This is a genomic window from Candidimonas nitroreducens (assembly GCF_002209565.1).
Taxonomy (GTDB): domain Bacteria; phylum Pseudomonadota; class Gammaproteobacteria; order Burkholderiales; family Burkholderiaceae_B; genus Candidimonas; species Candidimonas nitroreducens.
Genome location: NZ_NJIH01000004.1, coordinates 71,763 through 91,470, shown reverse-complemented (window position 1 = coordinate 91,470; position 19,708 = coordinate 71,763). Strand labels below are relative to the sequence as shown.

Sequence of the window (19,708 nt, the reverse complement as noted above, 5' to 3'; positions counted from 1 at the left end):
TCGGCTTTCAAACGAGGCGCCCGCCGCGCAGGCGGCTGCGGTGCGCCGCGGTGCCGCCGGCGCGCTGCAGGCGCTGCGCCAGCGGGCCGGCGTGGGCATGGCAGATGGCGCAGGCCAGCGCGTCGGCCGAGTCGGCCGCGGGCAGGCCGTCCAGGGCCAGCAGGTGCTGCACCATTTTCTGCACCTGCTCTTTGGCGGCGTGGCCGTTGCCGACCACCGCCTTCTTGATCTGCAGCGCGGTGTATTCGTGCACCAGCAGCTCGCTGTCGGCCAGCGCGCACAGCGCCGCGCCGCGCGCCTGGCCGAGCAGCAGCGTGGAGGTCGGGTTGGTGTTGACGAAGACTTTTTCCAGCGCCGATACGTCGGGCCGGGTCGAGGCCACGACTTCGCGCAGATTGTCCAGTATGACCTTGAGGCGCTGCGCCAGCGGCTCGCCGGCCGGCACCACGATGGTGCCGCTGGCGACGTAGCTCAGGCGCATGCCGTGGGCCTCGATGACGCCGAAGCCGGTGCGCCGCAGCCCGGGGTCGATGCCTAGTATGCGCATCGGATCCCGCTGGCCGGGCTTCCGGGACGACGCCGCGCCGGGAACACGTTTGCCACCTTGCGGTGCCTGGGCGCGTACGGGATGGGGACGGCGCTCATGCAATTCGCGTAGCGGCTGGTCACGGGCGGCGCGGTGCTAGTGCCGGAAATGGCGCGCGCCGGTCAGCACCATGGCGATGCCGCGTTCGTCGGCCGCGGCGATGACTTCGTCGTCGCGTATGCTGCCGCCGGGCTGGATCACGCAGGACGCGCCGGCATCGACCACCACGTCCAGGCCGTCGCGGAAGGGGAAGAAGGCGTCCGAGGCCGCCGCCGAGCCGGCCAGGCTCAGGCCGGCGTTGCCGGCCTTGATGGAGGCGATGCGGGCCGAGTCGACGCGGCTCATCTGGCCCGCGCCCACGCCGACGGTCATGCCGCCGGCGGCGAACACGATGGCATTGGACTTGACGTACTTGGCAACCTTCCAGGCGAACAGCAGGTCGCGCATCTGTTCATCGCTGGGCGCCTTGCGCGTGGCCACCTTGAATTCGGACGGCGGCACCTGATGGTCGTCGGGCGTCTGCACCAGCCAGCCGCCGCCCACGCGCTTCAGGTCGAAGGCATTGTGCGCCTCGCCTTGCGGCACTTCCAGCACGCGCAGGTTCTTCTTGGCGGCGAACACGGCCAGCGCCTCGCCGCTGTACGAGGGCGCCAGCAGCACTTCGGCGAATTGTTCCGTCACGGCGCGGGCGGTGGCGCCGTCGACCGGCCGGTTGAAGGCGATGATGCCGCCGAAGGCCGAGGTGGGGTCGGTCTTGAAGGCCTGGCGGTAGGCCTGCTCGGACGTGGCCGCCGTGGCTACACCGCAAGGGTTGGCATGCTTGACGATGACGCAGACCGGCGTGTCGAAGCTGCGCGCGCATTCCCAGGCGGCGTCGGCGTCGGCGATATTGTTATAGGACAGCTCTTTGCCCTGCAACTGGCGGTAGCCGCCCAGCAGGCCTGGCCCGACCGGGGTTTCGACGTAGAAGGCCGCCGCCTGGTGCGGGTTCTCGCCGTAGCGCAGCACCTGGTGGCGCTGCGCCTGCAGGGTCAGGGTGCGGGGCCAGGGCTCGCGCCCGGGCGCCGCTTCCTGGGCCGGCTCGGCCTCGGTCAGGCTGCTCAGGTAGGCGGCGATGGCGCCGTCGTAGGAGGCGGTATGGGCGTAGGCCTTGGTGGCCAGCTCCAGGCGCAGGCCGTACGAGGTCGTGCCGCTCGGCCCGTCCATTTCGGCCAGCACGCGCGAGTAGTCGACCGGGTCGATGATTACCGTGACGCCGCCTTCCTGTGTGCCATGGTTCTTGGCTGCGGCGCGCAGCATGGCCGGGCCGCCGATGTCGATGTTTTCCACCGCGTCGGCGAACGAGCACCCAGGCTTGGCGATGGTTTCGCGGAACGGATACAGGTTGACCACCAGCATGTCGATGCGGTCGATGCCGTGCTGGCGCAGCGTGTCGAGATGTTCGGCGCTGTCGCGGCGGGCCAGCAGGCCGCCATGGATCTTCGGGTGCAGGGTCTTGACGCGGCCGTCGAGAATCTCGGGCGAGCCGGTGTGTTCGGCCACTTCGGTGACGGCGAGGCCGGCTTGCGCCAGCAGCTTTGCCGTGCCTCCGGTGGACAGCAGCCGCACCCCGCGTTGTGCGAGAGCCTTGGCGAATTCGACGATGCCGGTTTTGTCTGAAACCGAAATCAGGGCGGTCTGGATTTTCATGAGTTGGACAGGGAAGGTTCAGGGTTGCAGATTATGTGCGAGCAGCTTCTTGCGCAGCGTGCTGCGCGTGACGCCGAGCATGGCGGCGGCCTTGGACTGGTTGCCCTGGGATTTTTCCAGGGCGACCTGCAGTACGGGGCGCTCGACGCAGCTCACGACCATGGCCAGCAGGTCGTGCGGCTCGGCGTCGCCGAGGTCGGAAAAATAACGTTCGAGACGGTCGCGGACGGACTGTTCCAGGGGGGACTTGTGGTTCATGGCGGTTCGGTATCGCGTTTGGTTATTGTGCTTATATAAATCAGGTTTGTGGCTTCGCCCGGCCGGCAGTCATCTTGCCGCGCCGCGCCGGGGCGGCTGCGTTGCCGCGTCGCCCCGTAATGCTGCTGTATATGCTGTGGCTATGCGCCTTGTTGCTTTTCTTGTTCGGCCGCTACCCCTTTATACGCCTATTGGCGGCCCGGCCCGCCGCTTTACGCGGCCAGCCGCTGCGGCATCCTCTGTGTGGCCGGCCCGTCGGCGGGCCGGTGGTCGAACCAGTGGATCAGGGCGGCCGTCTGCTCGCGCGTGCTTTCGATGGCGTTGATGCTGGCCATCAGAGCCTGGCTGTCGGGCAGCTCGGCCAAATACCAGCCGATGTGCTTGCGCGCCGAGCGCACCCCCGTGAATTCCCCATAAAAACGATAATGGTCTTCCAGGTGGTCGAGCAGGCACGCGCGCAGTTCGCCATAAGTGGGTGGCGCCAGGTATTCGCCTGTTGCCAGGTAATGCGCCACTTCGCGGAAAATCCAGGGACGGCCTTGCGCGGCCCGGCCGATCATGATGGCGTCGGCACCGGTGTACTTTAATACGTATTCGGCTTTTTCCGGGCTATCGATATCCCCATTTGCAATTACCGGGATTTTCAGCAGGTTTTTGACTTCGCCTATGGTGTCGTATTCGGCGTGGCCTTGGTACAGGTCGGCGCGGGTGCGGCCGTGCAGGGTCAGCGCGGCAATGCCTATGTCTTCCGCCATTTTGGCCACGCGCGGCGCATTGCGGTGGCTGCGATCCCAGCCGGTGCGGGTCTTGAGCGTAACCGGCACGCCCAGCGGGGTGCAGGCCGCCACCACGCTTTCCAGTATGCGCGCCACCAGGGCTTCGTCGCGCAGCAGGGCGGAGCCGGCCGCCGTATTGCACACCTTCTTGGCCGGGCAGCCCATATTGATGTCGATGATGCGCGCGCCCTTTTCGATATTGAAAACGGCGGCTTCGGCCAGCATGGCCGGATCCGACCCCGCGATCTGCACCGCGATGGGGTCGATCTCGCCGGCATGGTCGAGGCGGCGCGAGGTCTTGACGCTATCCCAGAGTCTGGGATTGCTTGCAGCCATCTCGGAGACGGCGTAGCCGGCGCCCAGCCGCTTGCAGAGCTGGCGGTAGGGACGGTCGGTCACGCCCGCCATGGGAGCGACGAATACAGGGTTGGGAAGGAGCCAGGAGCCGATGCGCATCGGGGGATTTTAACCCTGTCGCCAGGCCTCAGCCGCGCAGGCCCTGCATCAGATGGCGGGCCAGGGGCAGGCGCAGGGCCGAGCTCAGATCCAGGGCCAGCAGGGCCAGCCCGCAGGCGTGCTCGACCGGAGCCAGGCGCGTGGCGAAGACGCGCGGCAGCAAGTCGGTGATGCCCGCGGTCAGCCAGCGGTCGGCGCGCCGGCCGGCAGCGTAGTGTTGCAGCAGGCTGGACGGGTCGGACTGCGGCTGCAGCAGCCAGGGCGCCAGCGCCTGCGCCAGCTGTGCCGCGTCGCGCAGGCCCAGGTTCAGGCCTTGCCCGGCCACCGGGTGCAGGGTCTGGGCGGCATTGCCGATGGCCACCGTGCGGGAGCCGGGCAGGGTGGGGCCGGTGTGCAGCGACAGCGGAAACACATGGCGCTCGCCGGCCAGGCTCAGCCGCCCCAGCCGTTCGCCGTAGCGTTCCCGCAGGGCGGCGTCGAACGCCGCCGTGTCCATGGCGCGCAGCTGCCGGGCGTGTTCTGGCGTGCAGCACCATACCAGGCTGTACAGCCCGCCGCCCGCGGGATGGGGCAGCAGCGCCAGGGGGCCTTCGTCGGTGAAGCGTTCGTAGGCCCAGCCGCTGCGGGGGCGCTCGGCGCGCACGCAGGCTAGCACGGCCTCCTGGCCGTAATCGCGCTGCAGCCCGGCTGGCCGGACGCCGTCGGACTGCACCACGATCCCGCAGGACAGGCTTGCTTGCGGCAGTTCAATATAGGCCGCGGAGCCGCTGTGGCGCACTTCGGGCTTTTGCGCCTCGATGAAGCGCACCGGGCTGTCCGCCACCGCCTGCGCCATGGCTGCGAGCAGGGCTTCATAGCCCACGACGCTGCCCAGGCGCGGCACGCCCAGCTCTTCGTGGCGTATCAGGGTGCGGCCCAGGCGCCCGCGCTGCGATACGTGCACGGTTTCTATGCTGGCCGCGGCAGCCGGCCACGCACCCAGTTGTTCGAGCAGCACGCGGCTGCCGTGGTTTACCGCCAGCGTGCGCGGGTCGGCGCCGCTGCCGCCGCGCGCGGCGCCCGCGGCGCGGCCGACCAGTGCTATGCGTTGCGGCCGGGGCGCCACGCGTGCCAGCAGCAAGGCCAGGGTGCAGCCCACCGGCCCGGCGCCGACGATGGCCACGTCTACATCCACTTCTTGAGCAGGGAGATCCATCCGTTCCCTTAGGGTATGAGGGTTGGGCCCGTCCCCGGCGCCATGCGGGCGCTTTTCGGGGCGCACCGCCTTCCGGGAGAGCGGGCTCTGGAATACAATGGCCGGGCCTGATGTCCCGAGTCGGGGCTCGGTTCGACGAATCGCCGGCTCGACACACCAGAGTCCCGGATTGTGATTCCGGTTGTCCGGCAAGTCCTTTTGCCGGATATGCGTTCATTTTAAGCGCCGGACGCACTCGTGTGCCCCGTTGCGCGCAACGACCCTAGAGGTTTTCCGATCATGCAGCCGCAATCCAGCCCGGCCACGGCCATGGCTACCCACGCCCCCGTGACGCATCGCAGCAAGACCACCGTCGCATGGCTGGCGAGCCTGCTGGGCATGTTCGGCGCCCATTGGTGGTACTTGGGGCGCCGCGGGGCTTGGGTGTTCACGGTCTATTCCTGCGTGATGCTGGCCCTGGCCCACCTGTACCCGGTGTGGTGGGACAACCCGGCTTTCCTGCTGCTGTTGCTGCCCATCACCGAGGGCTACATCGAGGCCCTGATATTCGCGGTCAAGCCGGACGAAAAATTCGACCAGCTGTACAACCCCGATTCGGGCGTGGCCACCCACACCCGCTGGGGCCCCATCATCGCCGCCATGGTCACCCTGGTGCTGATGGGCACCGTAGTGGTGTTCGGCATCGCGCTGGCGGTGATGCATATCTATACGGCAATGGGCTGGCTCGACGGCCTGCAGTTATAGGGCCCGGCGGCCGCGGGCCGTCCACGTCCGCGTGCGCGGCCCAGATGCTTTCGAATCGCTTTCAGGCCGCTTTCGTGTTGCTTGCCGGCCGGCTGCGGTACGCGGCCTCGCGCCGTCAAGTCTGTTAGAATCCCCCCACTTCCGTCATAGGGGAGTAGCCATTTCCGAGCCCGGCTCGGAAAGCTTGCGTCAACACACTTGGCCTCACACAGCCATGGCGCAGGTACTGGCGGCCCGGGCATGCCCCGAGGGCTGGCAGCCGGCGAGACCTTTGGCCGCAAAGCATCGTCCCGAGCCGGGCGAGATGCGTTTGCGCCATGGTTCTCGTATTTCGCCCGGCTGTGGACGCCATGCTGCTCACCTTCCTGCTGTTTTTCCTTTCCGCCGCGGCCATTTATTTCGCCTGTGAGTTCTTCGTCAATGGCATTGAATGGACGGGGTGCCGGCTGAACCTGGGCACTACCGCCGTGGGTACCGTGCTGGCGGCCTTCGGCACTGCGCTGCCCGAGAGCGCCGTCACATTCATGGCCGTGATGTTCGGCGGTTCGCCCGAGCGCAAGGACGTGGGCGTAGGCGCGGCGCTGGGCGGCCCGCTGGTGCTGGCCACGGTAGCCTATGCGGTGGTAGGGCTGGCGGTGCTGTATCGCGCGCGCCGGCGGCGGGCCGAGCCCTGTAGCCTGGTGGCGGATCAGCCCCGGCTGGCTTCGGATCAGGCCTGGTTCATGGTTATTTTCGTGGCCAAAGTGGGACTCGGCCTGCTGGTATTCGCCTGGAAGCCCTGGCTCGGGCTGTTGTTCCTGGCGGCTTACGGCATCTACGTCTGGCATGAATTGAAGGCCGAGGACGAGACGCTCGATGCCGGCGGGCTGGAGCCCCTGCGCTTGCGCCCGCGCGATCCGCAGCCCTCGCTGGCCTGGGCCCTGCTGCAGACCGTGCTGGCGCTGCTGGTGATTGCGTGGGCCTCGCACGTGTTCGTCGGCCAGATCTACGCCATAGGAGTATGGGCGGGCATGCCCGCGCGCATGGCCGCGCTGCTGCTGTCACCGGTGGCCACCGAGCTGCCCGAGGTCATGAATGCCCTGATCTGGGTGCGGCAGGGCAGGGAGCGTCTGGCCCTGGCCAATATTTCGGGCGCCATGATGATACAGGCCACCATACCCAGCGCGCTGGCGATCTTCATGACCCCCTGGCACCTGGACGCACCGCTGCTGGTGGCGGCTGGCCTGACCATGGCGTCCATCGCGTTTCTGTGGTCGCGCTTCCGGCGCGGCGGCATGCGCGCCGGATCCCTGGCCGCCGTGGGCCTGCTGTACCTGGTTTTCGCGGCCTATATCGTGGCGTACCTGGACGCGTAGATCGCGGCGACCTTGGGCGCGTGGAGCCGCGCCGGGCGGTCTCGCGCCGCGGCGCCATGGCTTACAATCGAGCTTTCAACGGACAAGAAATGGACTGGCTGGACTGGCTCATTCCCTGGGAATTTTCTCCCACCCTGGTGCTGCTGTTCATCGTGGGCGGCGGCCTGTATGTGCGCGGCGTACGGGTGCATCGCGTCACGCGCCTGCGCCAGGCCCTGTTCTGGACGGGCCTGGTGCTGCTCTACCTGTCGCTGCATACCCGGGTCGACTACTACGCCGAACGCCTGTTCTTCGCGCACCGCCTGCAGCACCTGGTGCTGCATCACCTGGGGCCGCTGCTGGTCATGGGCTCGTATCCCGGCCAGGTCATGCGCGCCGGGCTGCCCGCGCGCTGGCGCCGCCTGCTGCTGGAATTCCGCCGCAGCCTCGGCGGCCGCGTCCTGGAAGGGCTGCTCACCAACAAGTTCCTGGTGCCTTTCATGTTCGTGTTCCTGGTCGTGATATGGCTGGTGCCCAGCATCCAGTTCTATTCCATGCTCGACTGGCGCCTGTACCGCCTCATGAACTGGTCCGTGGTGGCCAGCGGCTTCCTGTACTGGAACCTGATCCTCGACCGCCGGCCCAGCCCGCCGGCGGTAATGTCCCCCGGCAGCCGCATCATTTCGCCCATCATCACCATGGCGCCGCAGATGCTGGTGGGGGCGATCATCACCTTCACCCAGCACGACATCTATCCCGTATTCGCCCTGTGCGGGCGCGCCATCCCCATGTCGGCCGTCATGGATCAGAGCCTGGGCGGCCTGACCATGTGGATACCCGCGGGCCTGATCGAAATCTGCGGCCTGATGTTCGCCCTGTCGCATCTCATGCGGCTGTCCAGCAAGGGGCGGCTGCGCAGCCGGCGAGAGCGCCGGCGCGCGGCGGCGCCGGCCACCGCGCATGCCTGAGCGGTTCGCCCGTGCCCGCTTGCGTCGCGGCGCGGTGTGCGCGGCGCTGGCCCTGGTGTTGCCGCTGCGTGCGCTGGCCCAGCCCATGGGCCTGCCCAGCATGGGCAGTGCCGCCGATGCCGAGCTGCCGCCGGCGCTCGAGCAGATGCTGGGCGACGCCATCATGGAACAAGGGCGGCGCGACCCCACCTATATTTCCGACCCCGATCTCGACCAGTACCTTACGGCGATGGGCCGCAAGCTGGTGGCCGGGGCGCCGGGCGGCGGCACCCACCACATCACCGTGTTCGGCGTGCGCGACCCGCAGATCAATGCCTTTACGCTGCCGGGCGGCTACATCGGCGTGAACAGCGGCCTGCTGGTGTCGGCCGGCAACGAGTCCGAACTCGCGTCCGTGCTGGCCCATGAAATCGGTCACGTAGTGCAGCGCCATATCGCCCGCGGCATGACCCAGCAGTCGCAGAATACCGGGGTCATCATCGCCTCGCTGGTGGGCGCGCTGCTCGCCGGGCTTGCCGGCAGCGGCGATCTGGCCGTGGGTGTGGCCGCTTTCGGCCAGGCCGCGGCCATCGATCGCCAGCTGGGTTTTTCGCGCCAGGCCGAACAAGAGGCCGACCGCGCCGGCTTCGAGATGCTGCGCAAGGCCGGCTACGATCCGCGCGGCATGGTGCAGATGTTTTCCATGCTGATGCATGCATCGAGCCTGAACGAAGGCAAGGGCGGCGGCGCCTATACCAGTACCCACCCGCTGTCGATACAGCGCATGTCCGACATCCAGAATCGGGTGTCCGAGCTGCCGCCCGTACACCACCACGACGATCCGCAGTTCTGGTATTTGCGCGCCAAGCTGCGCGTGCTGCAGGCGGTCAGCCGCCAAGAGCGCGACGACGCCTTGCTGCAGCTGCGCCAGGAAACGACCCAGGGCAGCGCCGTGCAGCGCTCGGCCGCCTGGTACGGCATCGCCTACGGCTATTGGGAAGCCGGCAGCTATGCCCAGGCTGCGGAGGCCCTGGGCAAGTCGGCCCAAGATCCCTCGGTCGTACCCGAGACCGCGGTACTGGCCGCCCGGCTGGCCAACAGCCAGGGCCAGGCCGACGAGGCGCTGCGCGTAGCCCGCGCGGGCTGGCAGCGCTGGCCCCACAGCCAGGGCGTGGCGGTGGCGCTGGTCGACGTGCTGCGCCAGGCGCGCCGCGACGACGAGGCAATCAAGTTCGTCGAGCCTTGCATCCGGCAGTGGCCCAAGTTCGCCCCCTTGTACCGCTTGCGGGCGCAAAGCCAGGAGCGCCTGGGGCAGAAGGTGCAGGCGCGGCGCTCCATGGCCAAGTACTACGAACTCACCGGTTCCTTGTCCACCGCAGTCGAGCAGTTGCGCCAGGCGCGCGACCTGACCACCGACTTCTACGTCCAGTCCGAGCTGGACGCGCAGATCCGCGACCTGCGCCAGCGCCTCGATACCGAGCGGCACCTGCTGGAACGTTTCAAGAAATCGAACTAGGGCATTTTTGCTTCGGGCCTATACGCCCTTCGAGGCATGGCTTCGGACAAGTAGCGCGGAAAATCCGTAAACTTTTGAGCCGAAATTGTTCTGGGGCGGGCAGGCTGGTGCGCAGGCTCCGGTAGGCTTGGCGATCGGAAAGATGTTCCCGAAAGATGTCCCCATTACTTGGGCCTGACCCGGTAGCCTGTTTGCACATCGGCACATCGGCACATCGGCACATCGGCACATCGGCACATCGGCACATCGGCACATCGGCACATCGGCACATCGGCACATCGGCACATCGGCACATCGGTGCATCGGTGCATCGGTGCATCGGCCGGCGGCGCTGTGCCGCGCGGGCCTCAATGGCCGGTTTCGAAGTAGCGGGCGATGCGCGCCGGCAGCCAGCCGCTCGTACCCGGAAACGCCCCCGTAACGAAGCCCACGTGGCCGCCTTCGGCGGGCTGGTGCAGCACGACGTAGTCGGAGCAATCGGCCGACCCGGGCAGCGAGGGCCCGGGTACGAAAGGGTCGTTGCGCGCATTGAGCACCAGCGTCGGCACGGCGATGGCGCCCAGCAGCGGTTTGCTCGAGGCCCGCGTCCAGTAGTCCAGCGCGTTGCGATAGCCGTGCATAGGTGCGGTGTACAAGTCGTCGAAATCGCGCAGGGTACGCGCCTGCCCCAGGCGGAAGACGTCTATGGTGCCGGGGAAGCGCTTGGCTTTCTCCAGCACCTTTTCTTTCATGGTTTTCAGAAAATGCGGCGTATACAGGTGCCGCCCCGCAAAGGTGTCGGTCAGCGAGTTGCCGCTGGCCACCAGGTCGAGCGGCACCGAGACCGCGGCCGCGGCGTTCAGCCAGCGCCTGGCTTCGGGCTGTTCGCCCAGGCACCTGAGCATGGCGTTGCCGCCCAGGGACACCCCCACCGCGTGCCAGGCGGCGTGCGGCACGCGGGCGCGCACGGTGTCCAGCATGAAACCCAGATCCACCGAGTCGCCCGAAAAATAGGCGCGCGCCATGCGGTTGGCGAAGCCCGAGCAGCCGCGAAAGTGCGCCACTGCGACGATCCAGCCGCGCGCCCTGAAGTGCTGGGCGATGGCTTGCGCATAGCGGCTGCGGCTGCTGCCCTCCAGCCCATGGAACAGCACCAGCGCGGGCGTCTCGGGCGTGGTCGGCAGGCTGGCCCAATCGGATGGGCCAACCCAGCGGCGCGCCGCCGTGCCGGCCAGCGCCGGATCCGCCTCGACCGGCTTGCCGTCGGCGGACTGATCCGAAAACAGGCCCGGCCCTACCCAGTCGAAATCGATGAAGTCGCCGTCGGGCGTGTCGACACGCTCGCGGACGAAGGCGATGCGATGATAGCGGGCGCCGAGCGCGCTATAGATGGTCTGCAGGTGCCGGCCTGGAAGCCAGAGCGGAACCGGGCAGGGCGAGGAGTCTATCTGTGCTGTCACGAAGCTACTGTCACGTGCCTGCTGTATGGAATGGTAAGGGTGGGTGGAGCCTGCCTGCCATGACACGAGCCCGCGTCGCTCGCGCCGCTGCCGCCTCGCGGCGGCACGCGCGGCCGCGTGGGCCGGCTGCGTCGTGGCAGGCCACTAGTGCAAGGTGCCCGGAACGTCCTGCAGATCGAGCAGGCCGGCACTGCTGGGTGCATTGGATGCGTGGTGCAGCACCATGCGCCAGCCCGTGGCGCCCTTCTGATAGACATTGGTGCAATAGCAGTGCGCGGTCTGGCGGCCTTCGGGCGTCGAGAACGTCAACTGCTCTATCAGCGTATGGGTGGAGCTCATCAGGCTGCTGAGCACCAGCGGGCGCGCTGGCCGGATGTCCAGCGGGCCCTTGGCAAGAATCTGCTGCCAGGATTCCTGCACCGCGTCGTGCCCGATCAGGCGCAGCCCGCCGGGGTGCACGCAGACGATTTCCTCGTCGTCGGCCCAGACCTGCATCAGCAGGCCCGCGTCGGCGCGGCGCAAGGCCTCGTAGAAGGTGCTTTCAGCTTCGTGGGCGGTGGCGAACATGGTTGTCGGCGGGCGGTGTGCGCGGCTCAGTGGCCGTGCACGTGCTCGCCTTCCTTGAGCTGGTAGGCTGCCCCGCAATACGGGCACAGGGCGCGGCCGGTCTTCACGACTTCGATGTACACCCGCGGATGCATGCTCCACAGCGGAGCCTTGGGCCCCGGACAGTAGACCGGCAGATCCTTGGCTTCGACGTAGATGGTGGGCTGCTCGGGATGCGAGGGCTGGTCTGCGCTGGTCATGGGGTGTCCTGGATGTAGCGGGTGTGGGGTCGATTGCGGGCGTGAGTGCGCCTTCATACCTTGGTGAGCCAGTGATGGTACTTCGGGTTGCGGCCATTGGCCGCGTCGAAGAACGCTTGCTGGAGCTTGGCCGTGATGGGGCCGCGGCTGCCCTGGCCGATGACGCGCCGGTCGACCTCGCGGATGGGCGTGACTTCGGCGGCGGTGCCGCTGAAGAAGGCCTCGTCGGCAATGTACAGGTCGTCTCGTGTGAGGCGCTTGGTGACCAGGGGGATGCCCAGGTCGGCGGCCAGCGTGTGGATGGTGGCGCGGGTGATGCCGGTAAGCGCCGAGGCGATTTCCGGCTCGCACAGCACGCCGTCCTTGACGATGAAGATGTTCTCGCCCGAGCCTTCGGCCACGAAGCCTTCGGTGTCGAGCAGGATGGCCTCGTCGTAGCCGTGATCCAGCGCCTCGGCATTGGCGATGATGGAGTTGGCGTAGGTGCTGGCCACCTTGGCGCGCGGCATCGTGACATTGACGTGCTGGCGCGCATACGACGAGACCTTGACGCGGATGCCCTGCTTGAGCGCCTCGTCGCCCAGATAGGCGCCCCAGGACCAGGCGGCGATGGCCACGTGCACCTGCGCGCCTTTGGGCGAGACACCCATTTTTTCCGAACCGTAGAACACCAGCGGGCGTATGTAGCAGGATTCGAGCTGGTTGGCGCGTACCACTTCGCATTGCGCCGCGTTGATGGCGTCGCGGTCGTAGGGTATCGCCATCTGGTAGATGTGCGCCGAATTGAACAAGCGGTTGGTGTGCTCTTTCAGCTTGAAGATGGCGGTGCCGATGTCGGTGTTGTAGGCGCGTACGCCTTCGAAGACGGCCAGACCATAGTGCAGCGAATGAGTCAGGACGTGGGTGGTGGCGTCGCGCCATGGCACCAGCTTGCCGTCATACCAGATGAAACCGTCGCGATCGGACATCGACATAATGCTCTCCGTGAATAGGAATCGAGGAAGCCCTGCGGCCGCCGGCTCATTTGATAGAAGGGAGCCTGAACCCTGGAAGGGAGCCTGAACCCAGCCGGCCTGCACGCGGCTTTCCGCGGCAACAATTGTAGCAAGCGGTGAGCCTTACAATAGCGAACTTTTGGCATATGCATGCTTGCGGCGCAGCGCCGCGGGCCCGCGGCGGCTTATCGGCCCGATCCGACCCAGACCGAGGTTTTCCTTGCCGGCTTTTTTCCCGACTTCCATGTCTCGGTTCGATGTACAGGCCCGCCGCAGCTTTTATACCGGCCTGCGCGACGTGCTGCCCACCATGGTCGCCACCAGCGTGTGGGCGCTGGTCACCGGCATCGCCCTGGTCAAGTCGGGGCTGACCGTGGGCATGTCCGTACTCATGACCGTGCTCGTGTACGCCGGTTCGGCGCAGCTTACGGCGCTGCCGCTGATCGTGTCGGGGGCGCCGCTGTGGCTGGTGTTCGCCGCCGCCTGCGTGGTCAACATCCGCTTCGTCATCTTCGGCGCCGCGCTGCATCCGTACTTCCGGCATTTTTCGCGGCGCCGCCGCCTGCTCCTGGGCTATCTGTCGGGCGACATCGTGTTCGTGCTCTTCATGCAGCGCTATGCCGATGCGCGCGACAAGGGCACCCGCGACCAGCTCTGGTACTTCGTCGGAGTCATCGTGCCGGGCTGGCTGTCCTGGCAGGCCTGTTCGCTGCTGGGCATCTACATGGGCTCGGGGGTGCCGGCCTCCTGGTCGCTGGACTACGCCGCAATACTCGCTTTGCTGGCGATCATCATCCCGCTGATCACCACCCGGCCCATGGCCATTTCGCTGTGCGCCGCCGCCGTGGCGGCCTGGTTCGGGCAGGGCCTGCCGCTGCGCCTGGGCCTGGTCGCCGCCGTGATCGCGGGCGTCGCGGCCGGCGTCGCCGCCGAACGCCAGGCGCGCAAGCGTCCGCCGGCGCGGCCGCGCTGGCGCCGCCGCATCGCCGCGCTGCTGCGGAGGCTGGGATGAGCGCGCCCGCGCGGCCGCCCGGAGGGCGCGCGTCCTCCCACGGGGAGGGTGTCGCGCAGCGACAGGAGGGTGGTCAACCGGTCGCGCCCGCGCGTCCTCCCACGGGGAGGATGTCGCGCAGCGACAGGAGGGTATACCAATGAGCGGGCACGCAGGCTGGGACTGGTATGTGCTGGGCGCGATCGCCCTGCTGGTGCTGTGCAGCTTCCTGACGCGTTGCGGCTACCTGCTGTTCGGCGACTATTTCCCCTTGCCCGAGGGGCTGCGCCGGGCCTTGCGCTACGCGCCCAACGCGGCGCTGATCGCCATTGTGCTGCCCGAACTGCTGCCGTGGATGCCCGGGGCGATGCCGCAGGTCGGCGTCAAGGCCGTTGCCGCACTGATCGCGGTATTGGTCTATCTGCGCACGCGCAGCGCGGTCATGGTGATCGTCGCCGGCATGCTGGCGCTCTGGGGGCTGCAGGCCTTGTCCTGATCATGGGCCTGGCGCAGCCTGGCCTGCTCGGGGCGAGCGCTGGCGTGGCTGTAGCCACGCAGTACCGCAGATGCTTCTGCGTTGCGGCAAGGGGCCTCGGCCAAAAGCCGGAGTTCTTCACTTTCCGGTTCCTAGCCCGTGAAGCCTCCCTCCCGGCGCTATAAGCCCTTGGTATTTCGTGGATTTTTCGCGACACTCCGATAGGCCGCGGGCGGCGGTGCGGGCGCCGGATTAGGGGAGACGGGCCATGCTGCGCTAAAATGCCAGGCTGATAAAAGGCCCGGGGGGGATCTTCCCACCACAGGCGCGCACCGCTCTAATGACAGACTCCACTCAATCCGACACATCCGCCACCACGTTCTCCGATTTTGGCCTGCATCCCAGCATCCTGCAGGCCGTCGCCGAAACCGGCTACACCACCCCGACGCCCATACAGGCCCAGGCCATACCCATAGTCATGGCGGGCCGCGACGTCATGGGCGCCGCCCAGACCGGCACCGGCAAGACCGCGGCCTTCACGCTGCCCATTCTGCACCGGCTGATGGCCGTGGCCAATACCAGTGCCTCGCCGGCGCGCCACCCGGTGCGGGCGCTGATCCTGACGCCGACGCGCGAGCTGGCCGACCAGGTAGCCGAGAGCGTGCAGGGCTATAGCAAGCGTACGCCGCTGCGTTCGGCCGTGGTGTTCGGCGGGGTCGACATCGGCCCGCAGCGCGATGCGCTGCGCCGCGGCTGCGAAATACTCATCGCCACCCCGGGCCGGCTGCTCGACCATGTGGAACAAAAGAACGTCAACTTGGGGCAGGTCGGCATACTGGTGCTGGACGAGGCCGACCGCATGCTCGACATGGGCTTCCTGCCCGACCTCGACCGCATCGTCCGCCTGCTGCCCGAGCGGCGCCAGGGCCTGCTGTTCTCCGCCACCTTCAGCAACGAAATCCGCAAGCTGGGCCGCAGCTTCCTGAACGACCCCGTCGAGATCGAAGTCGCGGCGCGCAATGCCACGGCCGACACCGTCACGCAGATCGCCTACCCGCTGTCGGGCGACGACAAGCGCGCCGCGGTCGTGCACCTGATCAAGTCGCGCGGCCTGAACCAGGTGATCGTGTTTTCCAATACCAAGATCGGCACCAGCCGCCTGGCGCGGCAATTGCAGCGCGACGGCGTGAAGGCCGAATCCATCCATGGCGACAAGAGCCAGCTCGACCGCATGAAGGCGCTGGACGCCTTCAAGGCCGGCGAACTCGAGGTGCTGGTGGCCACCGACGTGGCCGCGCGCGGCCTGGATGTCGCCGGCATTCCCTGCGTGATCAACTACGACTTGCCGTACAACCCCGAAGACTACGTGCACCGCATCGGCCGCACCGGCCGCGCCGGCGCCAGCGGCGAGGCCATCGCCTTTTTCGCGCCCGACGAAGAGCGCCACCTGCACGATATCGAAAAGCTCATCAAGACGCGCATTCCGCGCGGGCAGTTCACGCTGCCGCCTTCGGCGCGCCCGCCACGCGGTTCGGGCCGCAGCCGTTCGGGCTCCAGCCACCACGGAACCTATGGCGGCGCGCCCGCCCAGCCGGTCGACGATTTCTTCTACAAGCCTTATGTGCCCGCGCCCTCGTCGTCGGCTGCGCCCGAACAGGACGCGCCGCTGCGCCAGCCGGCCCGCAAATCCGTAGGCGTGCTGCTGGGCGGCGGACGCCACTAAAGGCCTGGCTGCGCGGTCGACCGCAAGTGTTCTGTGGTGTGGCAGGTAGTGCGAGCCCTGCCGCCTTTGCAGCGAACCCTGCCGCCTTTGTATGATCCGGCAAATGTGCCGATTTCCAGATATTTGGCAGACCCAAATACCCGTTCGGCGCTACTCTCGTTATTTGACAGACCCAAATACCCCGTTCGGCGCTGCTCTCGCGCGTCAGGCGACGGCGCTGCGCAGCAGCGGTGGCCCCGCCACCACGGCATGCCCGGCGTCGTCCTGCAATTGCTCGACGAGCCGTTCCAGGTGGCTGATGTAGGGCAGCAGGGTGCCGAAAAAGCGATTGCCTTCCGCGCCCTGTATGGCCAGGGTGGGAAAGTTTTCCACGTCTTCCTCGCCCAGCAGCTCGGGGCTGTCCTCGATATCCACCCACACGAAAGCATGTTGCGGCAGGCGCTGCGCCAGCCGCTCGAAATCGCCGCGGTATTGCGTGCAGGTGTCGCACCAGGCGGCGCAATAGCAGACCACCACCAGGCCCGTACAGTGCGCAATGCGCGCCTGCAGGGCCGACAGATCGTGTAACGGATTCAGTACGGACATGGAAGAAAAATACGCCAGGTTTGACTATGATAGGAAAGCTTCGAAGCCGCTGCGCAGCCGTTCATGCCCTGCCTTGTTTGTTTGGTCTATAAATTGATCATGCGGGCAACTGGTTCGGGGCTTCCCGGTGCCGGCCCTGTATTCCTTACAAGCCCTGTGTGGGCGGCCCGAGCCAGCTACCTTGCGGTTCGATGCATCCACAGCGCCGGCCGGTTGGGGCTTCCCCGGGGCTTCCCTGTTCCAATGTTTGTCTGCGAAACGATACGATGAGTGATTCCGATCTGGTACTGCAAGGCACCACCCGTCCTTCCGTCAAGGGCCTGTCCGGCGTGGGCCTGGCCTTCAGGCGCGCCGTGGTGTCGCAGTGCCATCCGAAGATGTTGCTGGCAGTGCTGATGCCGTTCCTGATCGCCATCGTCGGCGCCATTATATTGCTGTGGGCCTTCTGGACGCCGCTGACGCACTGGCTCAATACCGAGGTGTCGGGCTGGGGCCTGCTCGACCACGTCGACCAGTGGATGGTGGCGATCGGCCTGTTCTCCGTCAAGCTGTACCTGGTGCCGCTGCTGGCCGTGGGCATCCTGCTGCCGGCTTCGGGCATACTCGGGCTGGTCATCGCCGCCATCTTCGTCATGCCCATCGTGCTGCGGCACCTCGAAGCGCGCGACTATCCCGGCCTGAGGCGCGAAGGGCGCTACACCACTGTGGTCAGCACCTGGAATGCCATATGGGTGGGCGTGCTGTTCGCGCTGGGCTGGCTGTTCACCATGCCGCTCTGGCTGTTCCCGCCGCTGGCCCTGGCGCTGCCGGTATTGTGGTGGGCCTTCGCCTTCAGCCGCATGCTGAAGGTCGACTCGCTCATCGAGCACGCCAGCGTGCAGGAGCGTAGAATCCTCTGGCGCCGCCACAGCCGCGAATACTGGCTGCTGGGCCTTTGCCTGGCGCTGATCAATCTGTTCCCGCCGGTCTGGATCGTGCTGCCGGTGTTTTCGGCGCTGGTTTTCGCCCACTACAGTCTCGAGGCCCTGCGGCAGATGCGGCGCGAAACCGTCATCGAGGCCTGACGGGCCTGCCGCCCCCGGCAGTAGCCTGGTGCGGGCGCGATGGCGGCGGTGCCGCGCCTCTGGTCTTGCTGTATGTACGGCCTGGCGGCCTGGGGCCGTGAGGCCGTGAGGCGGCAACTGCAGCTGCGGCTGCAAATTTCCATCAGAATTTCCAAGGGATCGGGTGAACATGACTACAGCAACGACAGCCCGGGTGCGGCTGATCATCATCGGCGACGAGATTTTGTCCGGCCGGCGCCAGGACAAGCATTTCGCCAAAATGGTAGAGCTGCTGGGGCAGCGCGGCATGCAGCTGTACGGCGCGGAATTCGTCTCCGATGACTTCGATGCCATCGTCGCCACCTTGAAACGCAGCTTTGCCAGCGATGACGTGGTCTTCAGCTGCGGCGGCATAGGCGCCACGCCCGACGACCGCACGCGGCAGGCCGCGGCCCAGGCCCTGGGCGTGGAACTGGCGCTGCACCCCGAGGCTGCCCGCCTGATTGCCGAGCGCTGCGCCGACAATGCTCGCCGCGGCCAGGGCAGCGCCGACATGTCGCTGCCCGAAAACCAGCAGCGCCTGCAGATGGGGGTGTTTCCGGTCGGCGCGGAAATCGTGCCCAATCCCTACAACAAGATCCCGGGCTTCTACATCCACGACCATACCTTCATGCCGGGCTTTCCCGTCATGGCGTGGCCGATGATGGAATGGACGCTCGATACCCGTTATCGCGATCTGCATCACCGCGTCACGCGCGTCGAGCATTCCTTCCTGGCCTTTCGCCTGCCCGAATCGCGCATCACCCCCGCCATGCAAGAGCTGGAGCGCAAGTGGCCGGGCGTCAAGGCCTTCAGCCTGCCGAGCATGGGCGGCAGCGGCCATCCTCATATCGACCTGGGCGTCAAGGGCGAGCCCGCCGCCGCCGCCGAGGCGCTGGCCTTCCTGCGCGCCGAGGTGCTGCGCGTCGGCGGCAGCCTTACGCCTCCGGAGTCCTGATCAGGCGGCGGCCCGGCAGCTGGTGCCGGGCCCGTTACGGCGGGCGGTCGGCATGGCGCCCGCAATAGCGCCGCCGCTGCGGGCTCGCTGCGATAACTCCCCGTCTGTGTAGCGCCGTGGGCCGGGCGATTGCCCGTATACGCCCGCATTCCCTGGCGCTCGGACGGCCGCCCATAAACAAGGCCGTTTGCAAAGCACTTGCAAAACACTACTTGCCGGGAGGCCAAATTTTTCATATTATGGGAATGTTGCATTGCGTCAACATTGATCCATGTCACAGTCTCCCAGCCTTTCTTCCGCCTCTCCGGCCTTCGCCAAGGCCATGCCCATCACCATCCAGGTGCTGGAGCGCGCCATGCAACTGCTGGACGTATTGGCGCGGCAGCCCGAACCCGTGGCGTTGAAGGACATTGCCGCGGCCACTGGCCTGCATACTTCCACCGCGCATCGCATACTCAATGACCTGGTGGCGGGCCGCTACGTCGAACGCGTCGACAGCGGCCTATACCAGCTGGGCATGCGCCTGCTGGAACTGGGCTCTTTGGTCAAGGGGCGCCTGAATGTGCGCGAAGTGGCGCTGGACGCCATGCGCGAACTGCACAAGGTCACGGGGCAGACCGTCAACCTCTCGTTGCAGCAGGGCGACGAGATCGTCTACGTGGAGCGCGCCTGGAGCGAACGTTCCGGCATGCAGGTGGTGCGCGCCATCGGCGGACGAGCGCCTTTGCACCTGACTTCCACCGGCAAGCTGTTCCTGTCGGTAAGCGACCCGCGCCAAGTGCGGGCCTATGCCATGCGCACCGGCCTGGCCGGCACCACGCGCAACAGCATTACGCAGCTCGACCAGCTCGAGCGCGACCTGGCCCTGGTGCGCCGCCATGGCTACTCGCGCGACAACGAAGAGCTGGAGCTGGGCGTGCGCTGCATCGCCGCGGGGGTCTATGACGATACCGGCAAGCTGCAGGCCGGCCTGTCGCTTTCGGCGCCCGCCGAGCGCATGCGCGACGAATGGATCGGGCTGCTGCAGCGCACCGCTGCGCAGATTTCCGAGGCCCTGGGATACGAAGGGGCGCACTGAGGCGCCCGCCTTGCTCTTGTTTCTTACTGGTAATGCCGGGCCCCGCGTTTATTGCTGTGCGGGTGCGCCGGCTGT

The 19,708-nt window shown here is 67.1% G+C and carries 20 protein-coding genes and 1 riboswitch; of the genes, 10 read left to right on the top strand and 10 right to left on the bottom strand.

Annotation, left to right across the window (positions count from 1 at the left end; translation table 11 throughout):
• Positions 1–7: 7 nt before the first annotated feature.
• The 5 genes from ruvC to CEY11_RS07925 form a co-directional block, all read right to left on the bottom strand.
• A complete protein-coding gene (gene ruvC, locus CEY11_RS07945; RefSeq protein WP_088602852.1) occupies positions 8–547 on the bottom strand; it encodes a crossover junction endodeoxyribonuclease RuvC in 540 nt (179 codons plus the stop codon).
• A 135-nt stretch (positions 548–682) separates the two neighbouring features.
• Positions 683–2,275 carry a bifunctional phosphoribosylaminoimidazolecarboxamide formyltransferase/IMP cyclohydrolase gene (purH, locus tag CEY11_RS07940; protein ID WP_088602851.1) on the bottom strand — a complete coding sequence of 531 codons (1,593 nt, stop codon included), beginning with the start codon at positions 2,273–2,275 and terminating at the stop codon, positions 683–685.
• A gap of 18 nt (positions 2,276–2,293) precedes the next feature.
• Positions 2,294–2,533, bottom strand: coding sequence for a helix-turn-helix domain-containing protein (locus CEY11_RS07935; protein WP_088602850.1), 240 nt, complete (start codon positions 2,531–2,533; stop codon positions 2,294–2,296).
• A 212-nt stretch (positions 2,534–2,745) separates the two neighbouring features.
• Positions 2,746–3,765, bottom strand: coding sequence for a tRNA dihydrouridine synthase DusB (gene dusB, locus CEY11_RS07930; protein ID WP_088602849.1), 1,020 nt, complete (start codon positions 3,763–3,765; stop codon positions 2,746–2,748).
• Between the two features lie 28 nt (positions 3,766–3,793).
• On the bottom strand, positions 3,794–4,960 hold the full coding sequence (locus tag CEY11_RS07925) for a UbiH/UbiF/VisC/COQ6 family ubiquinone biosynthesis hydroxylase (RefSeq protein ID WP_088602848.1): 1,167 nt from the start codon (positions 4,958–4,960) through the stop codon (positions 3,794–3,796).
• 279 nt (positions 4,961–5,239) lie between these two features.
• On the opposite strand from CEY11_RS07925, the gene CEY11_RS07920 reads away from it, so the two are divergent.
• The 4 genes from CEY11_RS07920 (at position 5,240) to CEY11_RS07905 (ending at position 9,501) form a co-directional block, all read left to right on the top strand.
• On the top strand, positions 5,240–5,704 hold the full coding sequence (locus CEY11_RS07920) for a TM2 domain-containing protein (protein WP_233154782.1): 465 nt from the start codon (positions 5,240–5,242) through the stop codon (positions 5,702–5,704).
• 137 nt (positions 5,705–5,841) lie between these two features.
• Positions 5,842–5,968, top strand: a riboswitch (yybP-ykoY riboswitch).
• 86 nt (positions 5,969–6,054) lie between these two features.
• The gene (locus CEY11_RS07915) at positions 6,055–7,059 is read left to right on the top strand and encodes a sodium:calcium antiporter (protein ID WP_088603210.1); all 1,005 of its coding nucleotides are present in this window, start codon (positions 6,055–6,057) and stop codon (positions 7,057–7,059) included.
• Between the two features lie 89 nt (positions 7,060–7,148).
• Positions 7,149–8,006 (top strand): cytochrome c oxidase assembly protein, encoded by an 858-nt coding sequence (locus tag CEY11_RS07910; RefSeq protein ID WP_088602847.1) that lies wholly within the window; start codon positions 7,149–7,151, stop codon positions 8,004–8,006.
• Complete coding sequence (locus tag CEY11_RS07905) at positions 7,999–9,501, top strand: M48 family metalloprotease (RefSeq protein WP_088602846.1); 1,503 nt, start codon at positions 7,999–8,001, stop codon at positions 9,499–9,501. The genes CEY11_RS07910 and CEY11_RS07905 overlap by 8 nt, the downstream gene beginning before the upstream one ends.
• 347 nt (positions 9,502–9,848) lie before the next feature.
• Here CEY11_RS07905 and CEY11_RS07900 read toward each other — a convergent pair whose 3' ends face one another.
• From CEY11_RS07900 to CEY11_RS07885, 4 genes are all read right to left on the bottom strand, one after another.
• Positions 9,849–10,940: a YheT family hydrolase gene (locus tag CEY11_RS07900; RefSeq protein WP_088602845.1), complete on the bottom strand. Its 1,092-nt coding sequence runs from the start codon at positions 10,938–10,940 to the stop codon at positions 9,849–9,851.
• A gap of 144 nt (positions 10,941–11,084) precedes the next feature.
• Entirely contained in the window at positions 11,085–11,507 is a 423-nt protein-coding gene (locus CEY11_RS07895) for a YybH family protein (RefSeq protein ID WP_088602844.1), read from the bottom strand.
• Positions 11,508–11,533: 26 nt separating this feature from the next.
• Positions 11,534–11,746, bottom strand: a complete 213-nt coding sequence (locus tag CEY11_RS07890; protein ID WP_088602843.1) for a zinc-finger domain-containing protein — start codon at positions 11,744–11,746, stop codon at positions 11,534–11,536.
• A gap of 53 nt (positions 11,747–11,799) precedes the next feature.
• Positions 11,800–12,720: a branched-chain amino acid transaminase gene (locus CEY11_RS07885; protein WP_088602842.1), complete on the bottom strand. Its 921-nt coding sequence runs from the start codon at positions 12,718–12,720 to the stop codon at positions 11,800–11,802.
• Between the two features lie 265 nt (positions 12,721–12,985).
• Here CEY11_RS07885 and CEY11_RS07880 point away from each other — a divergent pair, with 265 nt between their 5' ends.
• From CEY11_RS07880 to CEY11_RS07870, 3 genes are all read left to right on the top strand, one after another.
• Complete coding sequence (locus CEY11_RS07880) at positions 12,986–13,753, top strand: AzlC family ABC transporter permease (protein ID WP_088602841.1); 768 nt, start codon at positions 12,986–12,988, stop codon at positions 13,751–13,753.
• Between the two features lie 139 nt (positions 13,754–13,892).
• The gene (locus CEY11_RS07875) at positions 13,893–14,228 is read left to right on the top strand and encodes an AzlD domain-containing protein (protein WP_088602840.1); all 336 of its coding nucleotides are present in this window, start codon (positions 13,893–13,895) and stop codon (positions 14,226–14,228) included.
• Between the two features lie 319 nt (positions 14,229–14,547).
• Positions 14,548–15,930 carry a DEAD/DEAH box helicase gene (locus tag CEY11_RS07870; protein ID WP_088602839.1) on the top strand — a complete coding sequence of 461 codons (1,383 nt, stop codon included), beginning with the start codon at positions 14,548–14,550 and terminating at the stop codon, positions 15,928–15,930.
• A gap of 204 nt (positions 15,931–16,134) precedes the next feature.
• Here the strand turns inward: CEY11_RS07870 and CEY11_RS07865 are convergent, their stop codons facing one another.
• The gene (locus CEY11_RS07865; RefSeq protein ID WP_088602838.1) at positions 16,135–16,515 is read right to left on the bottom strand and encodes a thioredoxin family protein; all 381 of its coding nucleotides are present in this window, start codon (positions 16,513–16,515) and stop codon (positions 16,135–16,137) included.
• Between the two features lie 266 nt (positions 16,516–16,781).
• Between CEY11_RS07865 and CEY11_RS07860 the strand changes: the two genes are divergently transcribed.
• The 3 genes from CEY11_RS07860 to CEY11_RS07850 all read left to right on the top strand — a co-directional run bounded on the left by CEY11_RS07860 (position 16,782) and on the right by CEY11_RS07850 (position 19,633).
• The gene (locus CEY11_RS07860; protein WP_088602837.1) at positions 16,782–17,579 is read left to right on the top strand and encodes an EI24 domain-containing protein; all 798 of its coding nucleotides are present in this window, start codon (positions 16,782–16,784) and stop codon (positions 17,577–17,579) included.
• Between the two features lie 169 nt (positions 17,580–17,748).
• Positions 17,749–18,555, top strand: coding sequence for a competence/damage-inducible protein A (locus CEY11_RS07855; RefSeq protein WP_088602836.1), 807 nt, complete (start codon positions 17,749–17,751; stop codon positions 18,553–18,555).
• A 271-nt stretch (positions 18,556–18,826) separates the two neighbouring features.
• Entirely contained in the window at positions 18,827–19,633 is an 807-nt protein-coding gene (locus tag CEY11_RS07850) for an IclR family transcriptional regulator (protein WP_088602835.1), read from the top strand.
• Positions 19,634–19,708: the final 75 nt, after the last annotated feature.